The sequence below is a fragment of the Streptosporangium sp. NPDC049376 genome, assembly GCF_044466505.1.
Taxonomy (GTDB): Bacteria; Actinomycetota; Actinomycetes; order Streptosporangiales; family Streptosporangiaceae; genus Streptosporangium.
Map to the genome: position 1 here is coordinate 1,161,761 of NZ_JBITMT010000001.1, position 21,604 is coordinate 1,183,364.

Below are 21,604 nucleotides of genomic sequence, written 5' to 3' on the forward strand. Positions count from 1 at the left end.
TCATCCCACACCAGCCCAGTCGTTGAGCCTACGGTTCCAGCGGAAGAAGTTGACTTGATCCATGATGCCCGCAGCGTCCACCTGCAACAGCTCCCACTGGGTGTGCAGCAGGTCACGAGAGTTGGTGTTCTTGGCGATCTCCAGTGCCTTCGCGGGCCCACGGTTGGCGCCGGGGAGACCGTCCAGCATGAACGAGATCTCGCCCTCGCCGCGTCCGGCCCTGGCGATCGCCGACTGGACCTCGTCCCGCCACGTCGCGCTTGGCGCTCCGAGGAGATTGCGCGCGCCGACCTTCTCCGAGAACTCGTTCAGTTTGAAGTCACGTCTCCCGAGCGCCACATGGTCCTTGGGGCCGATGAAGTCGCAGCCGTCGTTGTGGACGAGGAGCGAGGTGCCGCCGGTAACCACGTGGTAGGTGTGGATGTCGGCGATGGTGAAGTTGTGGACGCGTTCGTGGGCGGTCCACTTCTTGAGCGCGGTGACCTGGACGTGGGTGCCCGCGCTGGTGCGCAGCCACATGCCGGGCTGGAGTTCGCCGGCCTTGAGCCACTTGCGTGCGCTCTCGACCCAGAACGGGTGGCCGTCGGTCGCCGCGATCTGGCCGGTGGCCGATCCCCTGTCGCCGTCGGTGTCGACGGTGACGCGGACCAGGTTCTTTTCGCCCTCGCCGACGATCAGTCGTACGACCGGTTTGGCCGTGGTCTGGCCGGTCTCCGGGTCGGTGGCGACGACCTGTTCGCCGAGGTCGACTTTTTCGATGGGTTTGACGGTGCCGTCGGCCATGAGCACGGATGTACCGGCGACGAAGCTGTTGCCGGGTTTGCAGCTCGGCCTGTCGAGACGAGGCCTCTCCGACGCGGCCTTGGGTTTCGTCTTGGCCTTGGCCTTGGCGGCGAGGGCTTTGGATCTCTCGGCCGCTTCGGCGGCGACCTTCTTGGCGTAGGCCTCGGCCGCCGCCTTGGCCGCCGCGGCCTTCTCCGCCGCCGCTCTGGCCGCCCTCGCGGCCGCGGCCTTGGCCGCCTCGGCCGCCTTTTCCGCGCCGCGCAGGATGGCCTTGGCCCACTTGAGTTCCTCGAAGAAGGCGAAGACGGCCTTGCCCGCCCGCCAGATCGCCTCGGCGATCTTCTTGGCCTTGAAGATCTTGCCCCAGGGCAGCGCCCCGATCACGGCCATCACACAGGAGCCGATGTCGCCGTTGAGGCAGTTGACGATGTCGTTGATCCCCATGATCTCCATGAGGATCTGGCCGCCCGCCTCCAGGATGACGTCCAGCACGCTCTTGTTCTGCAACTGCTGGGCCTTGGCGACGTCCTCGGGGCTGGGCCCGGACTCGGCCTCCTGGCCGGGGGCGGTACCGCTGCCGCCGCCGTCCGCAGCCGCGTTCACCATGCCGGTGGGGTCGGTGTAGACGAGGGGGTTGTTGGAGGCGTAGGTGTAGGCGGAGGTGGCGCCGGCACCCGTGGGCATGGGATCGACGCTGCTGAACCGGCCCGTGCCGGGGTTGTAGTTGCGGGCGCGCAGGTAGTAGTTGCCGTCGCCGGTCGTGCTGTCCTGGTAGGCGCCGGTGAACCTCAGCGGGTTGTCCGGGCCCGCCGCGACGCTCCGTTCGGGCGCGCCGGCTCCGCTCCGCCCGGCGGCTCCGGCCCCTCCCGGTGGCGGGGTCGCCCGCCCGGTGACTCCGGCGGACAGGGTGGTGCCCGTGCGGGGGTTGCCGAACGGGTCGTAGTCGTAGCCCGCCTCGATCTGGCCGGTCGGCGAGACCATGTTGGCGACGCCGCCGAGCCAGTCGTGGGTGTAGGAGTGCGCGCCGCCGGTCAGCAGGGCCAGCGGCTCGTCCTCGGGGCCGTAGGTGAAGCCCTGCCTCTCGACGACGGCGCCGCCCGCGTTGACGGTGGTGTCCAGCGCGATCTGCGGCAGGGTGCCGTTGACGTCCCAGCTCCAGCGCTGGATCGCCGAGACGGTGCCACCGGCTCCAGCGCTGGTCGCCGACAGGCGCAGGCCGGTGGCGTCGTAGGCGAAGGTGGTGGAGTTGCCGTTGACGGTGGCCTTGGCGAGGCTGTTGTCGAGGTTGTACTCGAACCGGTCGGCGCCCGCGCGGATCTGGTTGCCGTTGACGTCGTAGGCGAAGTCGCGGGCGACGCTGGAGCCGGGCCGGGTCACGGTCTCGCGGGTCAGCTGGTCGGCCTCGTCGTAGGCGTAGACGGTGGTGTCGTTGCCCGCCGTACCGGTGCGTTTCTGGCTGAGGCGGTTGCCGACCAGGTCGTAGGTGTAGTCGATCCGCCCGGCCATCTGCGAGCCGGTGGCGCAGCTCGTGGCCGAGTAACAGGCAGAGGTGACCCGGTCGACCGTGTCGTAGGCGTAGGAAACCGACTCACTCGCGGTGCCGCGCGTGGTGACGACCTTGGTGGGGTTGCCGACCTGGTCCAGGGTGAGGTCGAAGGCCGAGACCGGATCGGCGTCGCCGTTCGCGGTGGCGATGCGGGTCAACCGTCCGGCGTCGTCGTAGGCCCGCCTCTCGGTCAGGCCCGTGCCGCCGGGCAGGGTGGTGCTGGTGCGCCGCCCTGCCACGTCGTAGCCGAAGCGCCACTCGGCGCCCGCGCCCGCGGTGCCGCCGGTCACCTTCTGCTCGGTCTGCCTGCCGTCACCGTCGTAGGCGAAGGTGACCGCGGTGCCGTCGGGATAGGTGCGGGAGGTGATGTTGCCGCGCTCGTCGTAGCCGTAGGAGAAGGTCTCGTCGGCCTGGCCAGCGGTCTTGCGGGTCACCTTGAGGATCTGGTCCTCGTCGTCGTAGCCGACCTCCCGCACCCCGGTGGGGTCACCGTAGGAGGTGGTGCGGTCCTTGGCGTCGTAACCGAAGGTGTAGGCCGGCCCCTGCGAGCCCAGTGCCGTCTTGGTACGGCGGCTCAGGATGTCGTAGGTGTTGACGACGGTCCGCTTGAGGCGCTCCTCGGGGCTGACCCACTCGGGACCGTTGACGGTGATCGCGGTCAGCGGGTTGCTCTCGGCGTCGTAGGTGACCTCGACCCGCCGCGACAGCGGATCGGCCTTGGTGATCAGGCGTCCGGCGTCGTCGTAGGACATCCGGGTGTAGCGGCCCAGCGGGTCGCGCACCGACTCCAGCAGCCCGTCGGTGCTGTAGGTGTAGACGGTGGAGCGGGCCGTCGGGTCGTTCGGGTTGTAGGGCGTCTCCGGAGTGTGGACCGTGGCCGGGAGGTCGTCCTCCCGGTAGGTCCGGTAGGTGGTGCGTCCCTTGGCGTCGGTGACCGAGGCGACCCGGTTGCTCGCGTCGTAGACGGCGGCCGTGGTGTTGCCGAGCGGGTCGACGGACTTGACCTGGTTGCCCGCCTGGTCGTACTCGTAGCGGGTGGTGAATCGGGCGGGGTCGGCGCCCTCGACGTTGCCCCGCGGTTCGGTGACGCCGGTCAGCAGGCCGTCGTCGTCGTATCTCCAGGTGGTCACGCCGCCCTCGGCGTTGGTCTCCTTGATCCGGTTGCCCGCCGCGTCGTACTCGGTGCGGGTGGTCTTGCCCGCCGGGTCCTTGATCTCGGTCTGCCGGCCGCTGCGGTCGTAACCCATGGTGGTCCTGCGGCCGAGCGCGTCGGTGGTGGAGGTGACCTGGCCGTTGTTGTCGCGTCCGAACGCCGACTGCTTGCCCAGCTCGTCGGTCCTGTTCGTGGTCCGGTCCAGAGCGTCGACCTTGATGTCGCGCTCGGTGAACCCGCCGCCGGGATAGGGGTGCCGTACCCGGATCGGGTTGTCGTCGGCGTCGTAGAAGTAGGTGGTGGTGAAGTCGGCCGGGTTGGCGCCCGGCTCGTTGCCGCGCGGCGAGGTGACGGTCTTGAGCAGGCCCTTGCCGTCGTAGCCGTAGGTGGTCGTGATGGGGGCCCTGGTACGCAGGAGCGCCTGCGTCGAGGCCCGCCGTCCGGCGTCGGTGTAGGTGTAGGTGGTGGTGCGCCGGGAGTCGTCGACCGTCTTGAGCAGGCCGTTGGCGAAGTAGAGGTAGTCGGTTGTGGCCTCGGTCGGGGTCTGCCTGCGCACCAGGCGGCCGGTCTCGTCGAACCCGCTGCGCCAGGCGCCGTTCTTGCCCGGCTCAAGGGTGCTGGTCACCCGGTCCTGGGCGTCGTAGGCGTAACGGGTGGTGTAGGCCGCCCGGTTGCCACCGGGTACGGTACCGCGCGGGTCGACCGTGGCGGTCTGACGCCCGGTGGCGTCGTAGACGACCTCGCCGCGCCGCCCGGCGGGGGAGATCGCCGCCTTGAGCAGTCCGGCGTTCGGGTCGCCCTGCGGCAGGTACTCGTAGTGGCTCACCTTGCCGCGCTGGTCGGTCGTCGAGGTCCGCAACCCGCGGGAGTCGTAGGTGTGCGTGATGGCGTGGCCCTCGGGGTCCTCGCTGCGCACCAGCTCGTTGAACTCGTTGTAGGTGTCCTTCCACACCTGGCCGTTGGCGTCGGTGTGGGTGGTGGGGTTGTTGCGCTCGTCGAACCGGGTCTTCTCGGAGAAGCCGAGCGGCTGGGGCGCCTTGGTCTGCAGGCGGTTGCCGTTGGCGTCGAAGGTCGCCTCGTGCTGGTGCTGCTTGCCGTTGACCACCAGGTCGCGGTTGAGCTCCCGGTCGTAGCGGTGGTTGTCGGAGTCGCCGGTGCCGCGCTGGGAGTACACCAGCGTGTTGCCCCGGTAGCCGTCCCAGAGCACCACCCCGTCGGGGTCGGTGGTGGTGGCCTCCTGTTTGGCGGCGTCCCAGGCGAAGGTGGTCTGCTTGCCCAGGCCGTCGCGCTGCGCGGTCACCCGGCCGTCGGTGCCGTAGTCGTTGGAGATGATCGCCACGTTGTGCGGGTCGACCACCTGCGACAGCAGGGTGGTGGCGTGGTAGCGGTACCTCCAGGTGAACCCGCGGGCGTCGATCACCGAGGTCAGGAGTCCGTCGGTGTAGAAGTAGTTCACGTTGCGGCCGTCGGGCAGTTTGATCTCCCGGATCAGGCCGCCCTCGATCCGCACCGAGACCACCCGGCCCGAGGCGTCGGTGATGTTGACCCCGAGCCCCTCGTAGGCCAGCCGTACCCCGACGTCACGGGCGTTGCGGATCGAGACGAGACGTCCCCGACCGTCGAAGCCGTAGCGCACCTGCCGTGGTGTGGTCAGCTCCCAGCCGTCCGCCGTTCCGCGCAGGGTGGAGCGCACGCCGGGCGGGCGCTTGTAGGCGCCGCCTGCGGCGGGGGTGTAGCGGGCCTGGGCGCCGTCCTCGGCGCGTACCACGGCCACGCCGTCCTCGCCCACGCTCACCCGCATGTCGTAGGACCAGGCCCAGCCGGGACCGAGAGGGCTCGCCCCCCGGTTCATCGAGGAGTAGGTGCGCGCCGAGACGAACTGCGGGCCGTAGGAGGCCATCGCCAGGTCGCGCTCGGTCCGCACGAAGGCACCCGTGCCGGTGTTGACGCCCAGCGCCCTGGAGGCCTGGCCCGCGGCGGTCAGCGCCAGCGCGTTGCCGCACCCACAGCCGGAGGCCTGCTCGTTCGGGACCGGCGGCGGGTCCACGGTCTCGCGCGGGACCGAGCGGTCCGACGGGGCGGAGACCACCTCGCGGCCGTCGTCGTAGACCGCGGCGACGGTGACGAAGTACTCCCTGCCGGTCTCCAGCGTCCAGCCGTCGGCGGCGCCGAAGGAACGGCAGAGGTCGCCCGCGCCGCCGCAGTAGGACCGTTGCAGGTCGGGGCGCTGAACCAGGGTGGAGGTCTGCTCGGTCTGCGACTGGGCGTCGTACAGCCGCACCCGCGCCGCCGCCCACGAGGGATCGGCCTGGCCGACGTTGAAGTAGGTCACCAGCGAGGTGTCGCCCAGCACGTAACCCGGACGCAGCGACAGATCGGTGAACCCGTCGTCCACGGCCTTTCTCGCGGTTTTTCCGGTGAGGGACGTCCAGCGTTCCCCGCTGACCCTGACCGGCTGGCCCGCGGCCTTCGCACCCAGGGGTACGACCGGAGGCCGTTCACCCGCTTTGAACGCCCTGTCCGGGCGTATCCCCCTGGGCAGGGGGCGTTCGACGGGGCCGGGACCGGGCCTGGCCTGCGGAACCGGTGGCGGCGCGGCAATCGCGGGAGGCACGTCCGGTACCGTGAGAAATGACGCGACGAGCGTCGAGACGACAAGTGGAATCAGAATTCGGGCATGACGAAGTCGACCGATGGCGGGCATTGCCCAAAACCTCCCCCGTGGAGGGACCGGCAGCGGAAGAATCAGCTATCCAGGTACGCCAACGAGGGAATCATTCGGCATTGTGCACTGCAATGGCTTTGTTTCGCCGATGACGTTTTGTTATAGAGCCCGAATTCGCTGCGCCGAGCAGGTCGTTAATGCGGGGAAAACGTGATCAACGGTTCCGGCCTGGTGCGATGCAATTCCGGGGATCTTCCCTAATCAATCGGAAAGATCGGCCGACCTGATCCTTGCTCACGCTCCGCGTATTCCGTGTGACGCGGAAACATGGCGCCTTCCTTGGCTTTCCGCGCCACCGGGACGCACCCCGCGCTCACCCTGTCCACCGCCGGGTACGGCCGCCGCGATCCACTTCCCGGCACCCACGACCGGGTGGGCGCGGGTGCCGGAAGTGCCCTCAGCGGGGGTCGGGGTCCCGTCTGGGGACGGCGGTGACGAGCAGATGGGCGAAGGTGTCGCTGAAGGCGTGCAGCAGGGCGCAGGCGTGGGAGTCCTTCTCCCGGGTGACGGTGAACGCCAGGCTCCACTGCTCGACGACGGCGCGGTGGACGGTCTCCGTCTCGGCGGGGGCGGCCTCCGTGAGGGCCGTCCGCGACAGGTTCAGGCGGCGGCGGACCTCCGCCTCACGGGCGGAGTCCCCCCGGGCGAGCAGCCGTACGGCCCTGGCCCTGGCCATCGGCCACAGCGGGGTGGGCATCGTCGTCACCAGGATCTCCGCGGCCCGCCGTGCCGCGGTCTCCTTGACCGGAGGCAGGCTGTTGTCCTTTTTCTTTCGCACCGTCCTCGGCGCCGGGGCCGCCAGGGCCGACGGGAGCGGCGACGAGGCCGAGGACGGTTCCGCGGGCAGGAAGGTGAGCAGCTCGGCGGTGGGGGTCAGGAGGCGGGGACGCCTGGCCTGGCGGTTGACGGTGAGGAGCACGGCCGTGGCGACGGCCACGGCGAGCATGAGGGCGAGGAGCTGCCAGTGGGTGCGCAGCAGGCCCAACGTGACGAGAAAGGTGGTCGGTCCACTCGGCGGGTGGGGGGTCCGGGTCAGCAGGTGGGGGGTGACGGTCATGGGCATCCTGACCGAGACCAGCGCGACCGGGGCGGGGAGGGGTGAGGTGGTCATGGGATCAGCGCGTCCCGCCCCGGCCCGCGAGCGTGGCCCGCGACCGATAGACGACATAGGGGCGCACCAGATAACCCAGCGGGACGCCGAAGGCGTGCACCAGCCTGCTGAACGGCCACAGCGCGAACAGGGCCATGCCGAGCAGGGTGTGCACCTGGAAGAGCAGCGGGGCGTTCGCCATGGCGGGCACGTCGGGCTCCAGCTCGAACAGGCTCCTGAACCACACCGAGACCCCGAGCCGGTAGTCGTAGGAGCCCGTCCTCGCCCCGATCAGGGTGGCCGCGACCCCGGCGAGCAGGACGGTGGCCAGCACCGGATAGACCAGGCGGTCACCACGGACGCCGGCCTGCCTGACGGCACTGACCCGCAGCCTTCGCCACATCAGGAGGGCGAGCCCGCAGACGGCGGCGACCTCGGCCAGGCCGCCGACGAACAGCGCGTTCGCGCGGTAGAGGGACTCGGTGATGTGCATGTCCTCGGTCAGCCGTTCGGGGACGAGCAGCCCGACGAGGTGGCCCGCGATGACGAACAGCAGGCCGTAGTGGAAGAGCGGCCCCGCCACGCGCAGCAGGCGGCTCTCGTGCAGCTGGCTTGATCGGGTGGTCATCCCGAAGCGGTCGTAGCGGTAGCGCCAGACGCTGCCCGCGACGAACAGGACGAGGACGAGGTAGGGCAGTACGCCCCACAACGCGATCTGCAGATGTCTCACCGGCGGGCTCCCTGGCTGGAGTGCTGAGTGACCGTTGGATAGGGAGTGAGGTCGAGGCCGACGCTCTCGGAGGGCGGCCCCGCCTGCGCGATCTCGCCCACCGCCCGGCGTTCCCGCGCGCTCGCCTGAGGCAGGGTCGCGCGTACGGCGTCGAGCACGTCGGCGTAGGGACTGCGGTACTTGTGCAGGGCGGCGGACAGCAGGTCGAGCGCCGCCCGGTGCCCGCGCAGCAGTGGCCCGCCCCGTTCGGGGCAGCGGGCCGCGAACTCCAGCATCAGCGGCAGGAAGTCGGGTAGTTCCGCCTCCTCCGGCCGCCAGCCGCTGGCGCGGTAGAGCGCCTTGATCTCGGCGAGGGAGGCGCCCCGCCGTCTGGTGTCGCCGTCGGTGTAGTAGGTCAGGTGCAGGGTACGGCGGCCGCTGCGGTCGAAGGTCGTGACGTACCGGGCGGCGAGGTCGAGGGTGTCCTGTTCCCGCACGTGGTCGCGGAAGCGCAGCAGGAGGCGGGCGGGCGGTGTCGGGACGACGGCCAGGGCCCGTCCTACCAGGTCGAGGTGGCCGGGCCAGTCGGGACCAGGATAGGCGAGCAGCAGGGAGGCGGCCTGGTGGACGACGGCGTGGTTCATCCGGCCTCTCCTCTGCGGGGTGGGAACAGGCCGTCGGGCCGGCCCCTGCCGTCCCAGCCGAACAGGTTGAACCGCCCGCTCCGCTCGTCGCCGCCGTCCGGGATCGGTGACGCGTGGAAGGCGGCGGTGTCCGCTCCCGCCCTCATCCCCGCGAACATGTCCTCCGTCATGCCGGGGCCGCCCGGTCCGTCCAGGCTGCACCCCGCCGCCGCGTCGGCCCGCCCCGCGCCCGCGGCGTAGGCGGTGGGGATGACGTACCGTTCGTCGTACTTGGCCAGGGCGAGCAGGCGGTACATCTCCTCGATCTCCCCGGGCCGCATCCCGACGTCCTCCGCGACCGTGGGGTCCGGTTCCTCGCCGAGGTTGAGCGCCCGCATGTGCGAGCGCATCGCCGCGAGTCTGCGCAGCGCCGCCTCGACCGGGGCGGTGTCGCCCGCGGTGAACAGCCCCGCCAGGTACTCCAGCGGGATGCGCAGCGCGTCGATCGCGCCGAAGAGGTTGTCCGCGTCCTCCCCGTCGTTGCCGGTCCCGGCCAGCGCGTCCACCACCGGGGACAGCGGCGGCACGTACCAGACCATCGGCATGGTCCGGTACTCCGGGTGCAGCGGCAGCGCGACCCGGTAACGGGTGATGAGCGCGTTCACCGGGGAGCGCCTGGCGGCCAGGATCCAGTCGTGCGGGATGCCCGCCGCCTCAGCGGCGGCGACCACCTCGGGGTCGTCGGGAGAGAGGAAGCAGTCGAGCTGGGCCGGGTAGAGGTCCTCCTCCCTGGGCGTCGCGGCGGCCTCACCGACCCGGTCGGCGTCGTAGAGCATCACCCCGAGGTAGCGCAGCCTGCCGACGCACGTCTCGGAGCAGACGGTCGGCGCCCCGGCCTCGATCCGCGGGTAGCACAGTGTGCACTTCTCCGCCTTGCCGCTGTCGTGGTTGAAGTACACCTTCTTGTACGGGCAGCCGCTGACGCACATCCGCCAGCCCCGGCACCTGTCCTGGTCGACCAGGACGATGCCGTCCTCAAGCCGCTTGTACATCGCGCCGGAGGGGCAGACGGCCACGCAGGACGGGTTGAGGCAGTGCTCGCAGATGCGCGGCAGGTAGAACATGAAGGAGCGCTCGTACTCCAGCCGCACCTCCTGGCTGACCCTGCGCAGCACCGGGTCGCCCGCCAGGTGCTCGGGGCCGCCGCCCAGGTCGTCGTCCCAGTTGGGCCCCCAGGTGACGGCCGTCGGGGAGCCGTCGATGAGCGAACGGGGCGCGGCCGTGGGCACGTCGTCGCCCAGCGGGGCGTTGATGAGGTTCTCGTAGTCGTAGGTCCACGGCTGGTAGTAGTCGTCGAGCAGCGGCAGTTCGGGGTTGGCGAACAGCCGGCTCAGGCGCCTGACCCGGCCGCCGGAACGCGGCACCAGCCTGCCGTTGCGCAGCCGCCAGCCGCCCTTCCACCTGTCCTGGTCCTCGTAGCCCCTGGGGTAACCCTGCCCGGGACGGGTCTCGACGTTGTTGAACCAGACGTACTCGGTGCCCGCCCGGTTGGTCCATGTCTGCTTGCAGGTGACGGAGCAGGTGTGGCAGCCGATGCACTTGTCCAGGTTCATCACCATGGCGATCTGAGCCATCACGCGCATCAGTACTGCACCTCCTGGGAACGGCGGCGGATGACGGTCACCGCGTCACGCTGGTTGCCGGTCGGCCCGTAGTAGTTGGGCGCGAAGGACAGCTGGCCGTACCCGCCGATGAGGTGGGTCGGTTTGATCAGCAGTTTGGTGAGGGCGTTGTGCACGCCGCCCCGGCGCCCCGTGGCCTGCGACTTCGGCACGTTCACCAGGCGTTCCTGCACGTGGTACATGAAGACGGTGCCCTGCGGCATCCGGTGGGAGACCACGGCGCGGGCGACGACGACGCCGTTGGCGTTGACCGCCTCGATCCAGTCGTTGTCCGCGATCCCGGCGGCCCGGGCGTCCTCGACGCTGACCCAGATGACGGGGCCGCCCCTGGCCAGGGTCTGCATCAGCAGGTTCTCCTGGTACTCGGAGTGGATGGACCACTTGGAGTGCGAGGTGACGTAGCGGACGGTCACCGCGAGATCCCCCTCGTGGGTCCCGCCGTACTCGCCGAGGGCCGCCGTGTCCAGCGGCGGCCGGTAGACCGGGAGTTGCTCGCCCAGCTCGGCCATCCAGTCGTGGTCGAGGTAGAAGTGCTGGCGCCCGGTGAGGGTGTGCCACGGTTTGGCGTGCTCGACGTTGACGGTGAACGGCGCGTAGCGGCGGTCGGGGGCCTCCTTGCCCGACCACTCGAAGCTCGCCCCGACCTGCACGGGACGGTCCTGGGTGTCGGAGAAGACCACCCTGCGCTCGGCGACGGAGGCGGCCAGTTCGGCCATGCCGGAGCCGGGGCCGCAGCGTTCGCCGAGCCTGGTGAAGCCCTCGGCGGCGACCCGCCCGTTCGTGGTGCCGGACAGGGCCAGGATCGCCTCGCACAGCTTGACGTCGCTGTCCAGCAGCGGCCTGCCCGCCGCAGGGCCGTCCCCGGCCTGCCCGCAGCGCGCGGTCAGCCAGCGCGCCTCGGGCGCGGTGCCGACGGTGACGCCCTTGACCGTCAGGCCCACCTGTTCCGGCAGCGGGCCGAGGGAGGCGAGCTTGGCGGCGACGGCGGTGTAGTCACGTTCGACGAGGGTCAGCGCGGGCAGGTTGTGGCCCGGTCGCGCGGGGACGTCGCCGCCGCGCCAGTCGGGGACGCGGCCGCCGGGCTGGGCCGTCTCACCGGGCGTGTCGTGCTGCAGCGCGGTGGCGACCAGGTCGTGGGCGACGTCCAGCCGCCCCGCGGCCAGCTCGGAGAACCTGCGCGCCAGACCGTGGAAGATCTCGAAGTCGGTGCGGGCCTGCCAGGGCGGGCTGATGGCCGGGGAGAAGGCGTGCACGTACGGGTGCATGTCGGTGCTGGACAGGTCGTGCTTCTCGTACCAGGTCGCGGCGGGCAACACCAGGTCGGAGAACAACGTGGTCGAGGTCATCCGGAAGTCCAGCGAGAGCAGCAGGTCGAGCTTGCCGCGCGGCGCCTCGTCGCGCCACTCCACCTCGCGGGGCCTGTCGCCCGGGGGCGCCTCCTGGGCGGTGGCGTTGTCGGGAGCACCGAGCAGGTGCCGCAGGAAGTACTCGTTGCCCTTGGCGGAGGAGCCGATGAGGTTGGCCCGCCACACCGTCAGCACCCTCGGCCAGTTCTCCGGCGCGTCCGGGTCCTCGCAGGCGAAGCCGACCCTGCCCGCCGCGATCTCCTCGGCCGCCCACAGCGCCGGGTCCTTCCCACTGGCCCGCGCCCTGGCCCCGAGCTCCAGGGGGTTGGCGGAGAAGGTCGGATACGACGGCATCCAGCCGAGCCTGGCCGACTGCGCGACGAGGTCGGCGGTGTGCCGTCCCGCGAACAGCCGCCGCCCGGTCGCGCTGGACAGCGCGTCGGCGGAGAAACGCTCGTAGCGCCACTGGTCGGTGTGCACGTACCAGTACGGTGTGCCCGCCATCTGCCGTGAGGGACGCACCCAGTCGGCGGCCGTGGACAGCTGCTGCCATCCGGCCAGCGGCCGTACCTTCTCCTGGCCCACGTAGTGCGCCCACCCGCCGCCGTTGACGCCCTGGCAGCCGGTCAGCAGCAGCAGTGAGAGGAACGAGCGGTAGATCGTGTCGGAGTGGAACCAGTGGTTGGTGCCCGCGCCCATCACGATCATCGCCCGGCCCCGGGTCTTCTCCGCGGTCGTGGCGAACTCCCTGGCGATCCGGGTGATCCGTTCGGCGGGGACCGAGGTGATCCGCTCCTGCCAGGCCGGGGTGCAGGGGGAGTCGGCGTCGTCGTAGCCGTCCGGCCACCGTCCGGGAAGGCCGGGGCGGCGCACGCCGTACTGGGCGAGGAGCAGGTCGAAGACGGTGGTCACCAGGCGTCCGCCGATCCGCCGCACCGGCGCCCCGCGCCGTACCGCGCCCGTCTCCCCGTCGCCTTCGTCGAGGCCGGAGTCGAAGCGGGGCAGCAGGATCTCGGCGGTCTCGCCGCCCTGCGGCGGGTGGAGGCTGAGCAGCGGCTCGACCGCGCCCAGGTCCAGGTTCCACCGGCCCGCGCCCTCCTCGCTCCAGCGTTCGCCGAGGGTGCCGTTGGGCGCGACCGGCTCACCGGTGACCGCGTCGAGGAGCACCGGCCGCCACCGGTCGGCCGCGTTCACCGCGGCCCCGTCCCCTGGGGCGCTGCCCTCTGGGGCGCCGTCCGGTGCCAGGTCGGCGGCGGTGACGAACTTGCCGGGCACGTATCCGCCCGTCTCGTGCTCCTCCAGCGCGACCAGGAACGGCAGGTCGGTGAAGCGCCTGACGTAGTCGGTGAAGTACGGCACGGTGCGCTCGACGAAGAACTCGTTCAGGATCACGTGTCCCATCGCCATGGCGACCGCGCCGTCCGTGCCCGGGTGCGGGTGCAGCCACTCGTCGGCGAACTTCGTCGCGTCCGAGTAGTCGGGCGAGACCACGACGACCTTCTGGCCCCGGTAGCGGGCCTCGGCCATCCAGTGCGCGTCCGGGGTGCGGGTGACCGGGACGTTCGACCCCCACAGCATCAGGTAGGCCGCGTCCCACCAGTCGGCCGACTCGGGCACGTCGGTCTGGTCCCCGAAGACCTGGGGCGAGGCCACCGGCAGGTCGGCGTACCAGTCGTAGAAGGACAGCATGGGGGCGCCGATGAGCGACATGAAACGCGCGCCGATCGCGTGCGAGGCCATCGACATGGCGGGGATGGGGGAGAAGCCCGCGACGCGGTCGGGGCCGTACTTCATGATGGTGTGGACGTGCGCGGCGGCGGCGATCTCCAGCGCCTCCTCCCACCCGATCCGCACCAGCCCGCCCTGGCCGCGCGCCGACTGGTAGCGCCGCCGTCTCTCCGGGTCCGAGGTGATCTCCGCCCAGGCCGCGACGGGGTCGCCGAGCCTGGTTCTGGCCTCCCGGTACATCCGTACCAGGACGCCACGGGCGTGCGGGTGGCGGACCCTGGTCGGAGAGTAGGTGTACCAGGAGAAGGAGGCCCCGCGCGGGCATCCCCTCGGCTCGTACTCCGGCCGGTCGGGGCCCACGGAGGGGTAGTCGGTCTGCTGGGTCTCCCAGGTGATCAGCCCGTCCTTCACGTACACCTTCCAGGAGCACGACCCGGTGCAGTTCACCCCGTGGGTCGAGCGCACCACCTTGTCGTGCGCCCATCGCTTCCGGTAGGGGGCGTCGTTGACTGCCTGGTCGCCGCGGAAGACGGCCCGCAGGTCGGGGGTTGTCTCCGAGCGGTGCAGCAACCTGCCCGCCTGGAGGAGCATCTCCGTTGCGGCTGCCGCCGCCCGGTCGGTTCTGTCACGCGCTGTCCGAGGAACCATGGAACCCCCTCGGCGGGCATGCGTCATCACGCCCGCGCCGCTCCTGATGTTCACTGTGTGGAGCTGCCCGCTGTCGGTGGCGGCCTCATTGCCGCATGGAAACAACCGGAGTCAGCAGCCGGGCAACACTTTCGTCAAGGAAAGTGTTTCTATCATGCGATGGTTAACGGGGGAATCCGCCTGCTCGGCATGTCGATTCTTTCGGGCCCGAAACGCGCGAGACGGTCCTCCGGAACGACGGAAAGGGTCGCCGGGAGGGCCGTCTGCGGGGTTTTCTGCACGTCAGGTGGATATGAGGAAGGAAAATGAGTCATTGATGTGGGCCGTCGCGAACGGGCCTTTATGGCTGGATGCGTGGGGCTGTCATGGGGAAAACGGAGCTTCAGGAGAGAAGGTCGGTATCGTCCTCGTCCTGCGCGACCGCGGTGAACTCCTGCAGCCCCCGGGCGAGGGCCTGCCGCGTCCCGGGCGTCAGCCGCTCCAGCGCCGCGCCGATGCGCCTGCGACGGGCCGAGCGCAGCCGCCGCAGCGTCTCCCGGCCCCGCTCGGCGGTCTCGATGCGGATCTCACGGCGACTGTGCGGGGCGGGGAAACGGGTCAGCAGCCCGGCGCCGTCGAGCCGGTCGACCATCCGGCCCGTGGCCGAGATCGACATGCTGAGGTGGGCGGCGAGCGTGCTGAGGTTGAGCGGGCCGTGCCGGTCGACCGCCAGCAGCACCCGAAGCTGGGTGAGCGACAGGTCGCTCATCTCGGCCACCGCGTTGAGCGTCACCTCGACCAGGACCAGGGAGGCCTCCTCGACCACCCAGGCCGAATCGCTCTCCTCGCCGGAGGGAAGCTCGTCGCCGCCGCCGTGGATCGCTTCGGTGGTCATGCGCGCCCTTTCGCTGTACGGTTCGCCGCCCCCGTGGCGACGCCCTCTGTTTAGACCGTACTGAGCCCGGGCCGTCCGCACGACCGTGTACGCGGACCGGCCCCGCCGGGTGAGCGCGTCGCGCCCGCCCGCCGGGGCCGGTCCTGGGTCGGTGAAAGGGGTCGGCGAGAGGTCAGTGCCGCCGGTAGGTGACGGTGAGCGTCGGCTGCCCGACGCCCTCCTCCTTGTTCTCCGAGGCGGCGAACGCACGCCAGTTGTTGGCCTCGGCCTCGTTGGCGCTGCGCAACTGGACGCCGTGGTTGGGGGCGCCGGCGGCCCAGGCGCGGGCGATGGAGGTCACCTCCCAGCGCAGGTAGCCCGCCCCGCGGCGGCAGGGGGCGGTCCAGGTACGGCCGCGACCCTCACGGTTGGTCGTGGCGCCCGCCGAGGTCGCCGGGGGCTTGTTCGCCCAGGTCAGGTTGTGCTCGTTCCAGGCGCCGGTGAGGCGCTCAACGGTCAGGCCCGAGCCGACCCGCCTGCCGCAGGCGCTGGTCTCGACGTTCCACAGCCCGAGCCGGGCCGACAGGACCTTCTTCCTGTTCAGCGCGTGGGTGTCGAACTTCAGCAGGGAGCGCATGACGTCGCTTCCGCTCTGGTCCTCCTTCAGCATCGTCCCGGCGATGATCAGGACGTCGCCCGGGTGCGAGTTCCAGGAGGTCGCGACGTCGGTGTCCGCCTCGATGGGCAGGGTGGTCGTCGGGTCGACGGTCACCGGGTAGACGGTCGCGGGGTTGGACAGGAACGCCTGGTCCGGCTTGAGGACCAGGGTCGTCGAGCCGTTCTCCGTCTCGACCCTCGTGTCGATCACCGAGACCGCCTTACCGCGGGGCTTGCCGTGCCCGCGCGAGTCCCACATCAGCGGCTGCGACGCCGAGGCGACGACCTCGCCGTTGTCCGCGCCCTCGGTGTCGGTCAGCAGCAGCCGTCCCGCCGGGGACTCCGACAGCGCGACCCCGGTGGTCTGGACGGGGATGCGCAGTTCGAGCGGGCCAGAGGGCCGCTCCCGCAGCACCACGTCGTGCCGGAAACCGGTGGGCAGCGCGGTCACGACGAGGTCGGCGGCGGGTCCGGCGGCGTCGGTGAACGTCGCGACGTTCCCCTTGACGACGGGCTTGGGCAGCGGCTTGGGCCACTGCAGGGAGAACACGCGTCCCGCGTCGTCCGTCAGCGTCGCCAGCGGCCCGTCGCCGCCGCCGGAGATCCTGACGTCCGCCCGCGCCGCGCGCGGCCTGAGCGCCCCGCCCTCCTCGACCAGGTCGGTGTCGACGGCCACCCACTGGCCGTTCCGCCTGACCTGCGAGGGGCCGGAGGTGATCGTGGAGGTGAAGCTGCCGTCGGGGTTGGCCACGGTGGTGCTGGTCTCGTCGGTCAGACCCGGCACGGGGACGGCCCGCCCCAGCGAGGCGGCCTGCTCCGCGGCGGCCTGCTCGACGGCGTCCCGAGCGTCGTCGTCGGCCACGGTCTGCGGCTGCCCTGCGCCCGGCGCGGCCAGGGCCTGGACGGCCGTCCCGCCGGTGAGAGCGGCCACCGTCGTCACGCCCAGGGCCAGCCGGCCCAGGGAACCCCCAAGAGAAATGCGCATGTGCGTCCTATGTCGTGAGCGAACATTCGACGGGAATGCCTTTTCGCACGGAAAACGCGTTCACACCGACCGTGACGGGTCGCGTGGAGTTCGGGCGCCCGTCATTTCCCCTGGAAACGGCGGGCGGTTACGGATTCCTCCGGCATGGGATTCACCGGCGCCGTTTCTTGCCCCGTGGCGTCGGTGTGAAGAGGGAGGAAGGCGGCCGGTTCGCCGAGCGAACCGGTGTGATCACCCTTGGTGAGGGTGTCCCGTCGTGGGTGCGAGCATGGTTCCCCGTTTCTGCGATGAAGCAAGATCCCCGTTGGCCCAAATAACTATCACGAATAAGTACTGAAAAATAAGGACATTAGTGCAGTGTGGCGCACGTCACACCGGTGTATCCGTTTCCTTCCGCGACGCGGAACGCGCGGGGCCGCACCCCCGTTTCCCGGACGTACGGCCCCGCGGACTGTCAGCAGTCGCTCTCGTGGTAGGTGCTGTGACCGCTCCAGACCCCCCAGCTCGCGGTGTAGCCGTAGCAGTCGGTCCACTCGCCGCCGACCGCGGTGGTGAGCGAGTCGTCGGAGTAGTAGGTGGTGCTGCAGCTGCGGCCCATCCCGCAGGGCATGGCCTGGGCCGGGGCGGCGGGGAGAAGGGCGAGGAGGGGAGCGGCGAACGCGGTGACGAGGAGCACGCGGCGCATCGTTGGGGGGTCCTTCCTGTTCGTGGGAGGGCGTGGAACGAAAAGGCCCCGATGGCGGACGGCGGAGGCCTCACGGATCCCTCATGGATCACTGCCAGGGTGTGCGAGGGACGGTGAACCGGCAACCGGAGGTCTCATGGATGAGGCCGTCCCGACAGTCGTGGTGCCGGGACGGCGATGTCCGAAAATCAGTCCGCGACGTAGTCGATCGAGTCGATCCAGTACCCCGACCCCGCCGACAGCCTGCGCGCGTGCATGAACATGGCGCCGCCCTCGTAGGAGTAGGCGCACCGCTGCCCGCCACGCTCGGACTCGCATCCCTGGAAGATGTGGCCGACGCCGCCGTACCTGGTCCTGAACAGGGTCTTCACCGCCCCGGCCGAGGCGACCTCAAGACCGCGGTTCCTGTCTGGGGCCTCCCGCACGATGACGCCGGCGCTCGCCGGCCGGTTCACGAAAAAGCCCTTTGTTTCGGAAACGGTGTCGAGCGCCGCCCGGAGTAAGGTGCCGCAGAGAGGAGTCGTGCGATGGGGAAAAGCGGTAACACGGAGATCTATCGTCAGGCGCGTGACCTGCTGCTGGGATGCGGCGGGGAGCACGCGGAGGCGGTGCGGCGCTTCACCTGGCCCCGGTTCGAGGGCCCCTTCAACTGGGCGGTCGACTGGTTCGACGCGATCGCGCGCGGCAACGGCCGTACGGCGTTGTGGATCGTCGAGGAGGACGGTTCCGAGGCCCGCTACACCTTCGACGAGATGGCCCGGCGTTCCGACCGGGTCGCGGCGTTCCTGGCGGCCCAGGGGGTTCGCCGGGGGGAGCGCGTCATGCTCATGCTCGACAACCAGATCGAGCTGTGGGAGTCGATGCTGGCGGTGATGAAGCTGGGCGCGGTGATCCTGCCCGCGACCACCGCGCTCGGCCCGGGCGACCTGCCCGACCGCATCGGCAGGGGCGGAGCCCGGTACGTGATCGCCAACGCCGCCGACACCCCCAAGTTCGACGGGATCGAGGGGACCTACGTCAGGATCTGCGCCGACGGCGCCCCGGCGGGCTGGGTCGCCTACCGTGACGCCCACACCCTCGACGCGCCCCCGGCGGCGCATCCGGGCACCATGCCGGACGACCCGCTGTTGCTGTACTTCACCTCGGGTACCACGAGCAGGCCGAAGCTGGTCGAGCACACCCAGGTCTCCTATCCGGTCGGTCACCTGACGACGGCCTACTGGATCGGCGTGCGGCCGGGGGACGTGCACCTGAACATCAGCTCCCCCGGGTGGGCCAAGCACGCCTGGAGCTGCTTCTTCGCACCCTGGATCGCCGAGGCGACGATCTTCGTGCACAACTACGGCAGGTTCGACGCGGGCGCGCTGCTCGCGCAGATCTGCAGGGCGGAGGTGACGACGTTCTGCGCACCGCCGACCGTCTGGCGGATGCTGATAAAAGCTGATTTGTCGGGCGGGCCGGGGCGGCTGCGGGAGGTGGTCTCCGCCGGGGAACCGCTGAACCCCGAGGTGATCGAGCAGGTCCGCGGCCACTGGGGGCTGACGATCCGCGACGGTTTCGGGCAGACCGAGACCACGCTCTCGGTCGGCAACGTGCCCGGTGAACCGGTCAAGCCCGGCTCGATGGGACTGCCCATGCCCGGAGTCCCGGTGGTTCTGGTCGATCCCGTCACCGGCGAGCGCGCCCAGGAGGGGGAGATCTGCGTCGACCTGGGCGAGCGGCCCGTCTCGCTGATGGCCGGTTACCGGGGCGACGAGACGCGCAACGCCGAGGCCATGGCGGGCGGCTACTACCACACCGGAGACGTCGCCTCCCGCGACGCGGACGGCTACATCTTCTACGTCGGCCGCACCGACGACGTGTTCAAGGCCTCCGACTACAAGATCTCCCCCTTCGAGCTGGAGAGCGTGCTCATCGAGCATCCGGCCGTCGCCGAGGCCGCCGTGGTGCCCGCGCCCGACGAGCTGCGCCTGGCCGTGCCGAAGGCCTACGTCACGCTGGCGGCCGGGTGGGAGCCGGACAGGGAGACCGCGCTGGCCATCCTGCGTCACGCCCGCGAGCGGCTGGCGCCGTACCAGCGGGTACGGCGCCTGGAGTTCTCCGGGTTGCCGAAGACGGTCTCCGGCAAGATCCGCCGTGTGGAGCTGAGGGGACGCGCGGAACGGGACGCGGCCGGGGGCGGATCCTCCGGCGAGTGGCGCGACGACCAGTTCCCCGAACTGCGTTCCTGAGGCCCGCCGTACCCCGCCCCGGCGACGGTGAGGGTGACCGGGACAGTGACCGGGAGTGGACAAACATGTCACCCGTTCACGAACAGTGCCTGGTCCGGGGGCGGGGGGGGGGGGGGGGCCGCCCCCCCCCCCCCCCCCCCCGGCTGCCACCCGGCACGGACGGTCGCGCGACCTCTCTGAGGAAGTCGGTGGTTTCTTCGGCGGAGGTGGGAGCGCGCGGTGAACGGACGAACGACGGACGAGCGAACGGCGGGCAACGTGGCGGCGGCGCGGGAGCTGGCCCTGCGGCTGCCGAACTGGACGATCTGGTACGGCCTGCACACCCACAGCTTCTGGGCGATGCCCACGGCGGGACACCTGGCCGCCACACCCCACGTCGAGGCCTCGACCCCGCAGGAGCTGGAGAGCACGGTCAGGCACATGGAGTACCTCGCCGCGCGGGCCGCCTCTCCCGGACCCGAGGCGCCGTACGGCGGGCGCCACGCGGAGCACATCCCTTTCCATGGGGAGCCGAGGGACAGGCCACCGAGTCAGGCACCGGCGCGGGCGGCGCGGTGAGGGCCGAGCGAGCGCTGGCCGACCTGCGGCGGGAGCTGCGCGCGGCCGGGGTCGAGACCGAGGAGCACGACGTGTTCGCGACGAGCTCCGGCGATCCGATGCTCAGCCTCGCCCCGGGGCTGATCGTGTGGGCCGGGCCTGAGTGGTTCCGGTGGGTCGGGGAACGCGACCGGTGGAGGTACCACACGACCGGAGACCCGGCGGGAGCCGCCAGGCTGATCCGCCGCTTCCACGACAGGCTGCGGCGCGACCGGCCCGAGGAGGCACACGTACGGCACGAGCATCCCTGACCCGGGGCCCCAGGTGAGGAGTCGGAGACGGCCGTCCGGGGAAGTCTGTCCGGGGGGCCGGTCCACACGGCGACCGGCTGTCCGAGGAACGAGCCTGGAGGCCCTGTGGCATACGACGTGACGGCGGTACGGGCGCACTTCCCCGCGCTGGCGGAGGGAGCGGCGCACTTCGACGGGCCGGGCGGTTCGCAGACCCCCGGTGTGGTCGCCGAGGCGGTGGCCGGGACGCTGCGCTCCGCCGTCGCCAACCGGGGAGTCATGACCGCGGCCGAGCGCCGCGCCGACGCGATCGTGACCGGCGCCCGCCGGGCGATGGCCGACCTGCTCGCGGCCACGCCGGAGGGCGTCGTCTTCGGCCGCAGCATGACGCAGCTGACCTACGACATGGCCCGCGCGCTGGCCAAGGAGTGGCGTCCCGGCGACGAGGTCGTGGTCACCACACTCGACCACGACGCCAACATCCGGCCCTGGGAGCAGGCCGCCCTGGCGCGCGGCGTCACGGTTCGCCGCGCCGACTTCGACCCGGACAGCGGGGAACTGCCCGTCGCCGCGGTCGCGGACCTGCTCACCGAGCGCACCAGGCTCGTCGCCGTCACGGCCGCGTCGAACCTGCTGGGCACCCGTCCCGACGTCGCGGCGATCGCCGCGCGGGCGCACGAGGCCGGGGCGCTGGTCTACGTGGACGGGGTGCACCTGACGCCGCACAGTCTGATCGACGTGGGGGCGCTCGGCGCCGACTTCTACGCCTGCTCGCCGTACAAGTTCCTCGGCCCGCACCTGGGCGTGCTCGCCGCGGACCCGGCGCTGCTTGAGACGATCAACCCCGACAAGCTGCTGCCCGCCAGTGACGCCGTGCCCGAGCGGTTCGAGCTGGGCACACTGCCGTACGAGCTGCTGGCGGGCACGACGGCGGCGGTCGGCTTCCTGGCGGACCTCGTGCCGGGCGAGGGGGACAGGCGCGCGCGGCTCGCCCGCTCGATGGCCGCGCTCGAAGGGCACGAACGGGCCATGCTCGACCGGCTTGAGGCGGGCCTGGCCGAGATCGGCGGGGTGCGGACGTACGGCGCGCCGGGGCGCGAGCGCACCCCGACCACGTTGTTCACCGTCGGCGGGGTCACGCCCGCCGACACCTACCGGCTGCTGGGCGAACGCGGGGTCAACGCGCCCGCCAGCTCCTTCTACGCGCTGGAGTGCTCCCGCAGGCTCGGCCTGGGGGACACGGGCGCGGTGCGCGCCGGGATCGCCCCCTACACCGACGAGCAGGACGTCGACCGGCTGCTGAAGGGCGTGCGCGAACTGGCCGGGTGAGCTC

Annotated in this window: 14 protein-coding genes; 4 read left to right on the forward strand and 10 right to left on the reverse strand. The window is 71.1% G+C overall.

Translation table 11 applies throughout. The annotated features are described in order from the left end of the window. The 10 genes from ACIBVQ_RS05340 to ACIBVQ_RS05385 form a co-directional block, all read right to left on the reverse strand. On the reverse strand, positions 1-6,096 hold the full coding sequence (locus tag ACIBVQ_RS05340; protein WP_399175775.1) for an RHS repeat-associated core domain-containing protein: 6,096 nt from the start codon (positions 6,094-6,096) through the stop codon (positions 1-3). Positions 6,097-6,604: 508 nt separating this feature from the next. Beyond that, positions 6,605-7,318 (reverse strand): hypothetical protein, encoded by a 714-nt coding sequence (locus tag ACIBVQ_RS05345; protein ID WP_399175777.1) that lies wholly within the window; start codon positions 7,316-7,318, stop codon positions 6,605-6,607. 4 nt (positions 7,319-7,322) lie between these two features. Then, entirely contained in the window at positions 7,323-8,027 is a 705-nt protein-coding gene (gene narI, locus ACIBVQ_RS05350; protein ID WP_399175779.1) for a respiratory nitrate reductase subunit gamma, read from the reverse strand. Next, complete coding sequence (narJ, locus tag ACIBVQ_RS05355) at positions 8,024-8,650, reverse strand: nitrate reductase molybdenum cofactor assembly chaperone (protein ID WP_386189797.1); 627 nt, start codon at positions 8,648-8,650, stop codon at positions 8,024-8,026. The genes narI and narJ overlap by 4 nt, the downstream gene beginning before the upstream one ends. After that, entirely contained in the window at positions 8,647-10,272 is a 1,626-nt protein-coding gene (gene narH, locus ACIBVQ_RS05360) for a nitrate reductase subunit beta (protein ID WP_386189796.1), read from the reverse strand. The genes narJ and narH overlap by 4 nt, the downstream gene beginning before the upstream one ends. Further along, a complete protein-coding gene (locus ACIBVQ_RS05365; RefSeq protein ID WP_399175781.1) occupies positions 10,272-14,033 on the reverse strand; it encodes a nitrate reductase subunit alpha in 3,762 nt (1,253 codons plus the stop codon). The genes narH and ACIBVQ_RS05365 overlap by 1 nt, the downstream gene beginning before the upstream one ends. A gap of 382 nt (positions 14,034-14,415) precedes the next feature. Further along, positions 14,416-14,907: a MarR family transcriptional regulator gene (locus ACIBVQ_RS05370; protein WP_362916623.1), complete on the reverse strand. Its 492-nt coding sequence runs from the start codon at positions 14,905-14,907 to the stop codon at positions 14,416-14,418. 172 nt (positions 14,908-15,079) lie between these two features. Further along, positions 15,080-16,528: a DNRLRE domain-containing protein gene (locus tag ACIBVQ_RS05375; protein ID WP_399175784.1), complete on the reverse strand. Its 1,449-nt coding sequence runs from the start codon at positions 16,526-16,528 to the stop codon at positions 15,080-15,082. Between the two features lie 454 nt (positions 16,529-16,982). Next, complete coding sequence (locus ACIBVQ_RS05380) at positions 16,983-17,213, reverse strand: DUF6289 family protein (protein ID WP_362771909.1); 231 nt, start codon at positions 17,211-17,213, stop codon at positions 16,983-16,985. Positions 17,214-17,401: 188 nt separating this feature from the next. Next, positions 17,402-17,668: a hypothetical protein gene (locus ACIBVQ_RS05385; protein WP_399175786.1), complete on the reverse strand. Its 267-nt coding sequence runs from the start codon at positions 17,666-17,668 to the stop codon at positions 17,402-17,404. Positions 17,669-17,740: 72 nt separating this feature from the next. Between ACIBVQ_RS05385 and ACIBVQ_RS05390 the strand changes: the two genes are divergently transcribed. The 4 genes from ACIBVQ_RS05390 to ACIBVQ_RS05405 all read left to right on the forward strand — a co-directional run bounded on the left by ACIBVQ_RS05390 (position 17,741) and on the right by ACIBVQ_RS05405 (position 21,600). After that, positions 17,741-19,444, forward strand: a complete 1,704-nt coding sequence (locus ACIBVQ_RS05390) for an AMP-binding protein (RefSeq protein WP_399175788.1) — start codon at positions 17,741-17,743, stop codon at positions 19,442-19,444. A 219-nt stretch (positions 19,445-19,663) separates the two neighbouring features. Then, positions 19,664-20,002, forward strand: coding sequence for a hypothetical protein (locus ACIBVQ_RS05395; protein ID WP_352009422.1), 339 nt, complete (start codon positions 19,664-19,666; stop codon positions 20,000-20,002). Then, positions 19,999-20,292, forward strand: a complete 294-nt coding sequence (locus ACIBVQ_RS05400; RefSeq protein ID WP_352009423.1) for a hypothetical protein — start codon at positions 19,999-20,001, stop codon at positions 20,290-20,292. The genes ACIBVQ_RS05395 and ACIBVQ_RS05400 overlap by 4 nt, the downstream gene beginning before the upstream one ends. Before the next feature lie 105 nt (positions 20,293-20,397). After that, the gene (locus ACIBVQ_RS05405; protein ID WP_399175791.1) at positions 20,398-21,600 is read left to right on the forward strand and encodes a cysteine desulfurase-like protein; all 1,203 of its coding nucleotides are present in this window, start codon (positions 20,398-20,400) and stop codon (positions 21,598-21,600) included. Positions 21,601-21,604: the final 4 nt, after the last annotated feature.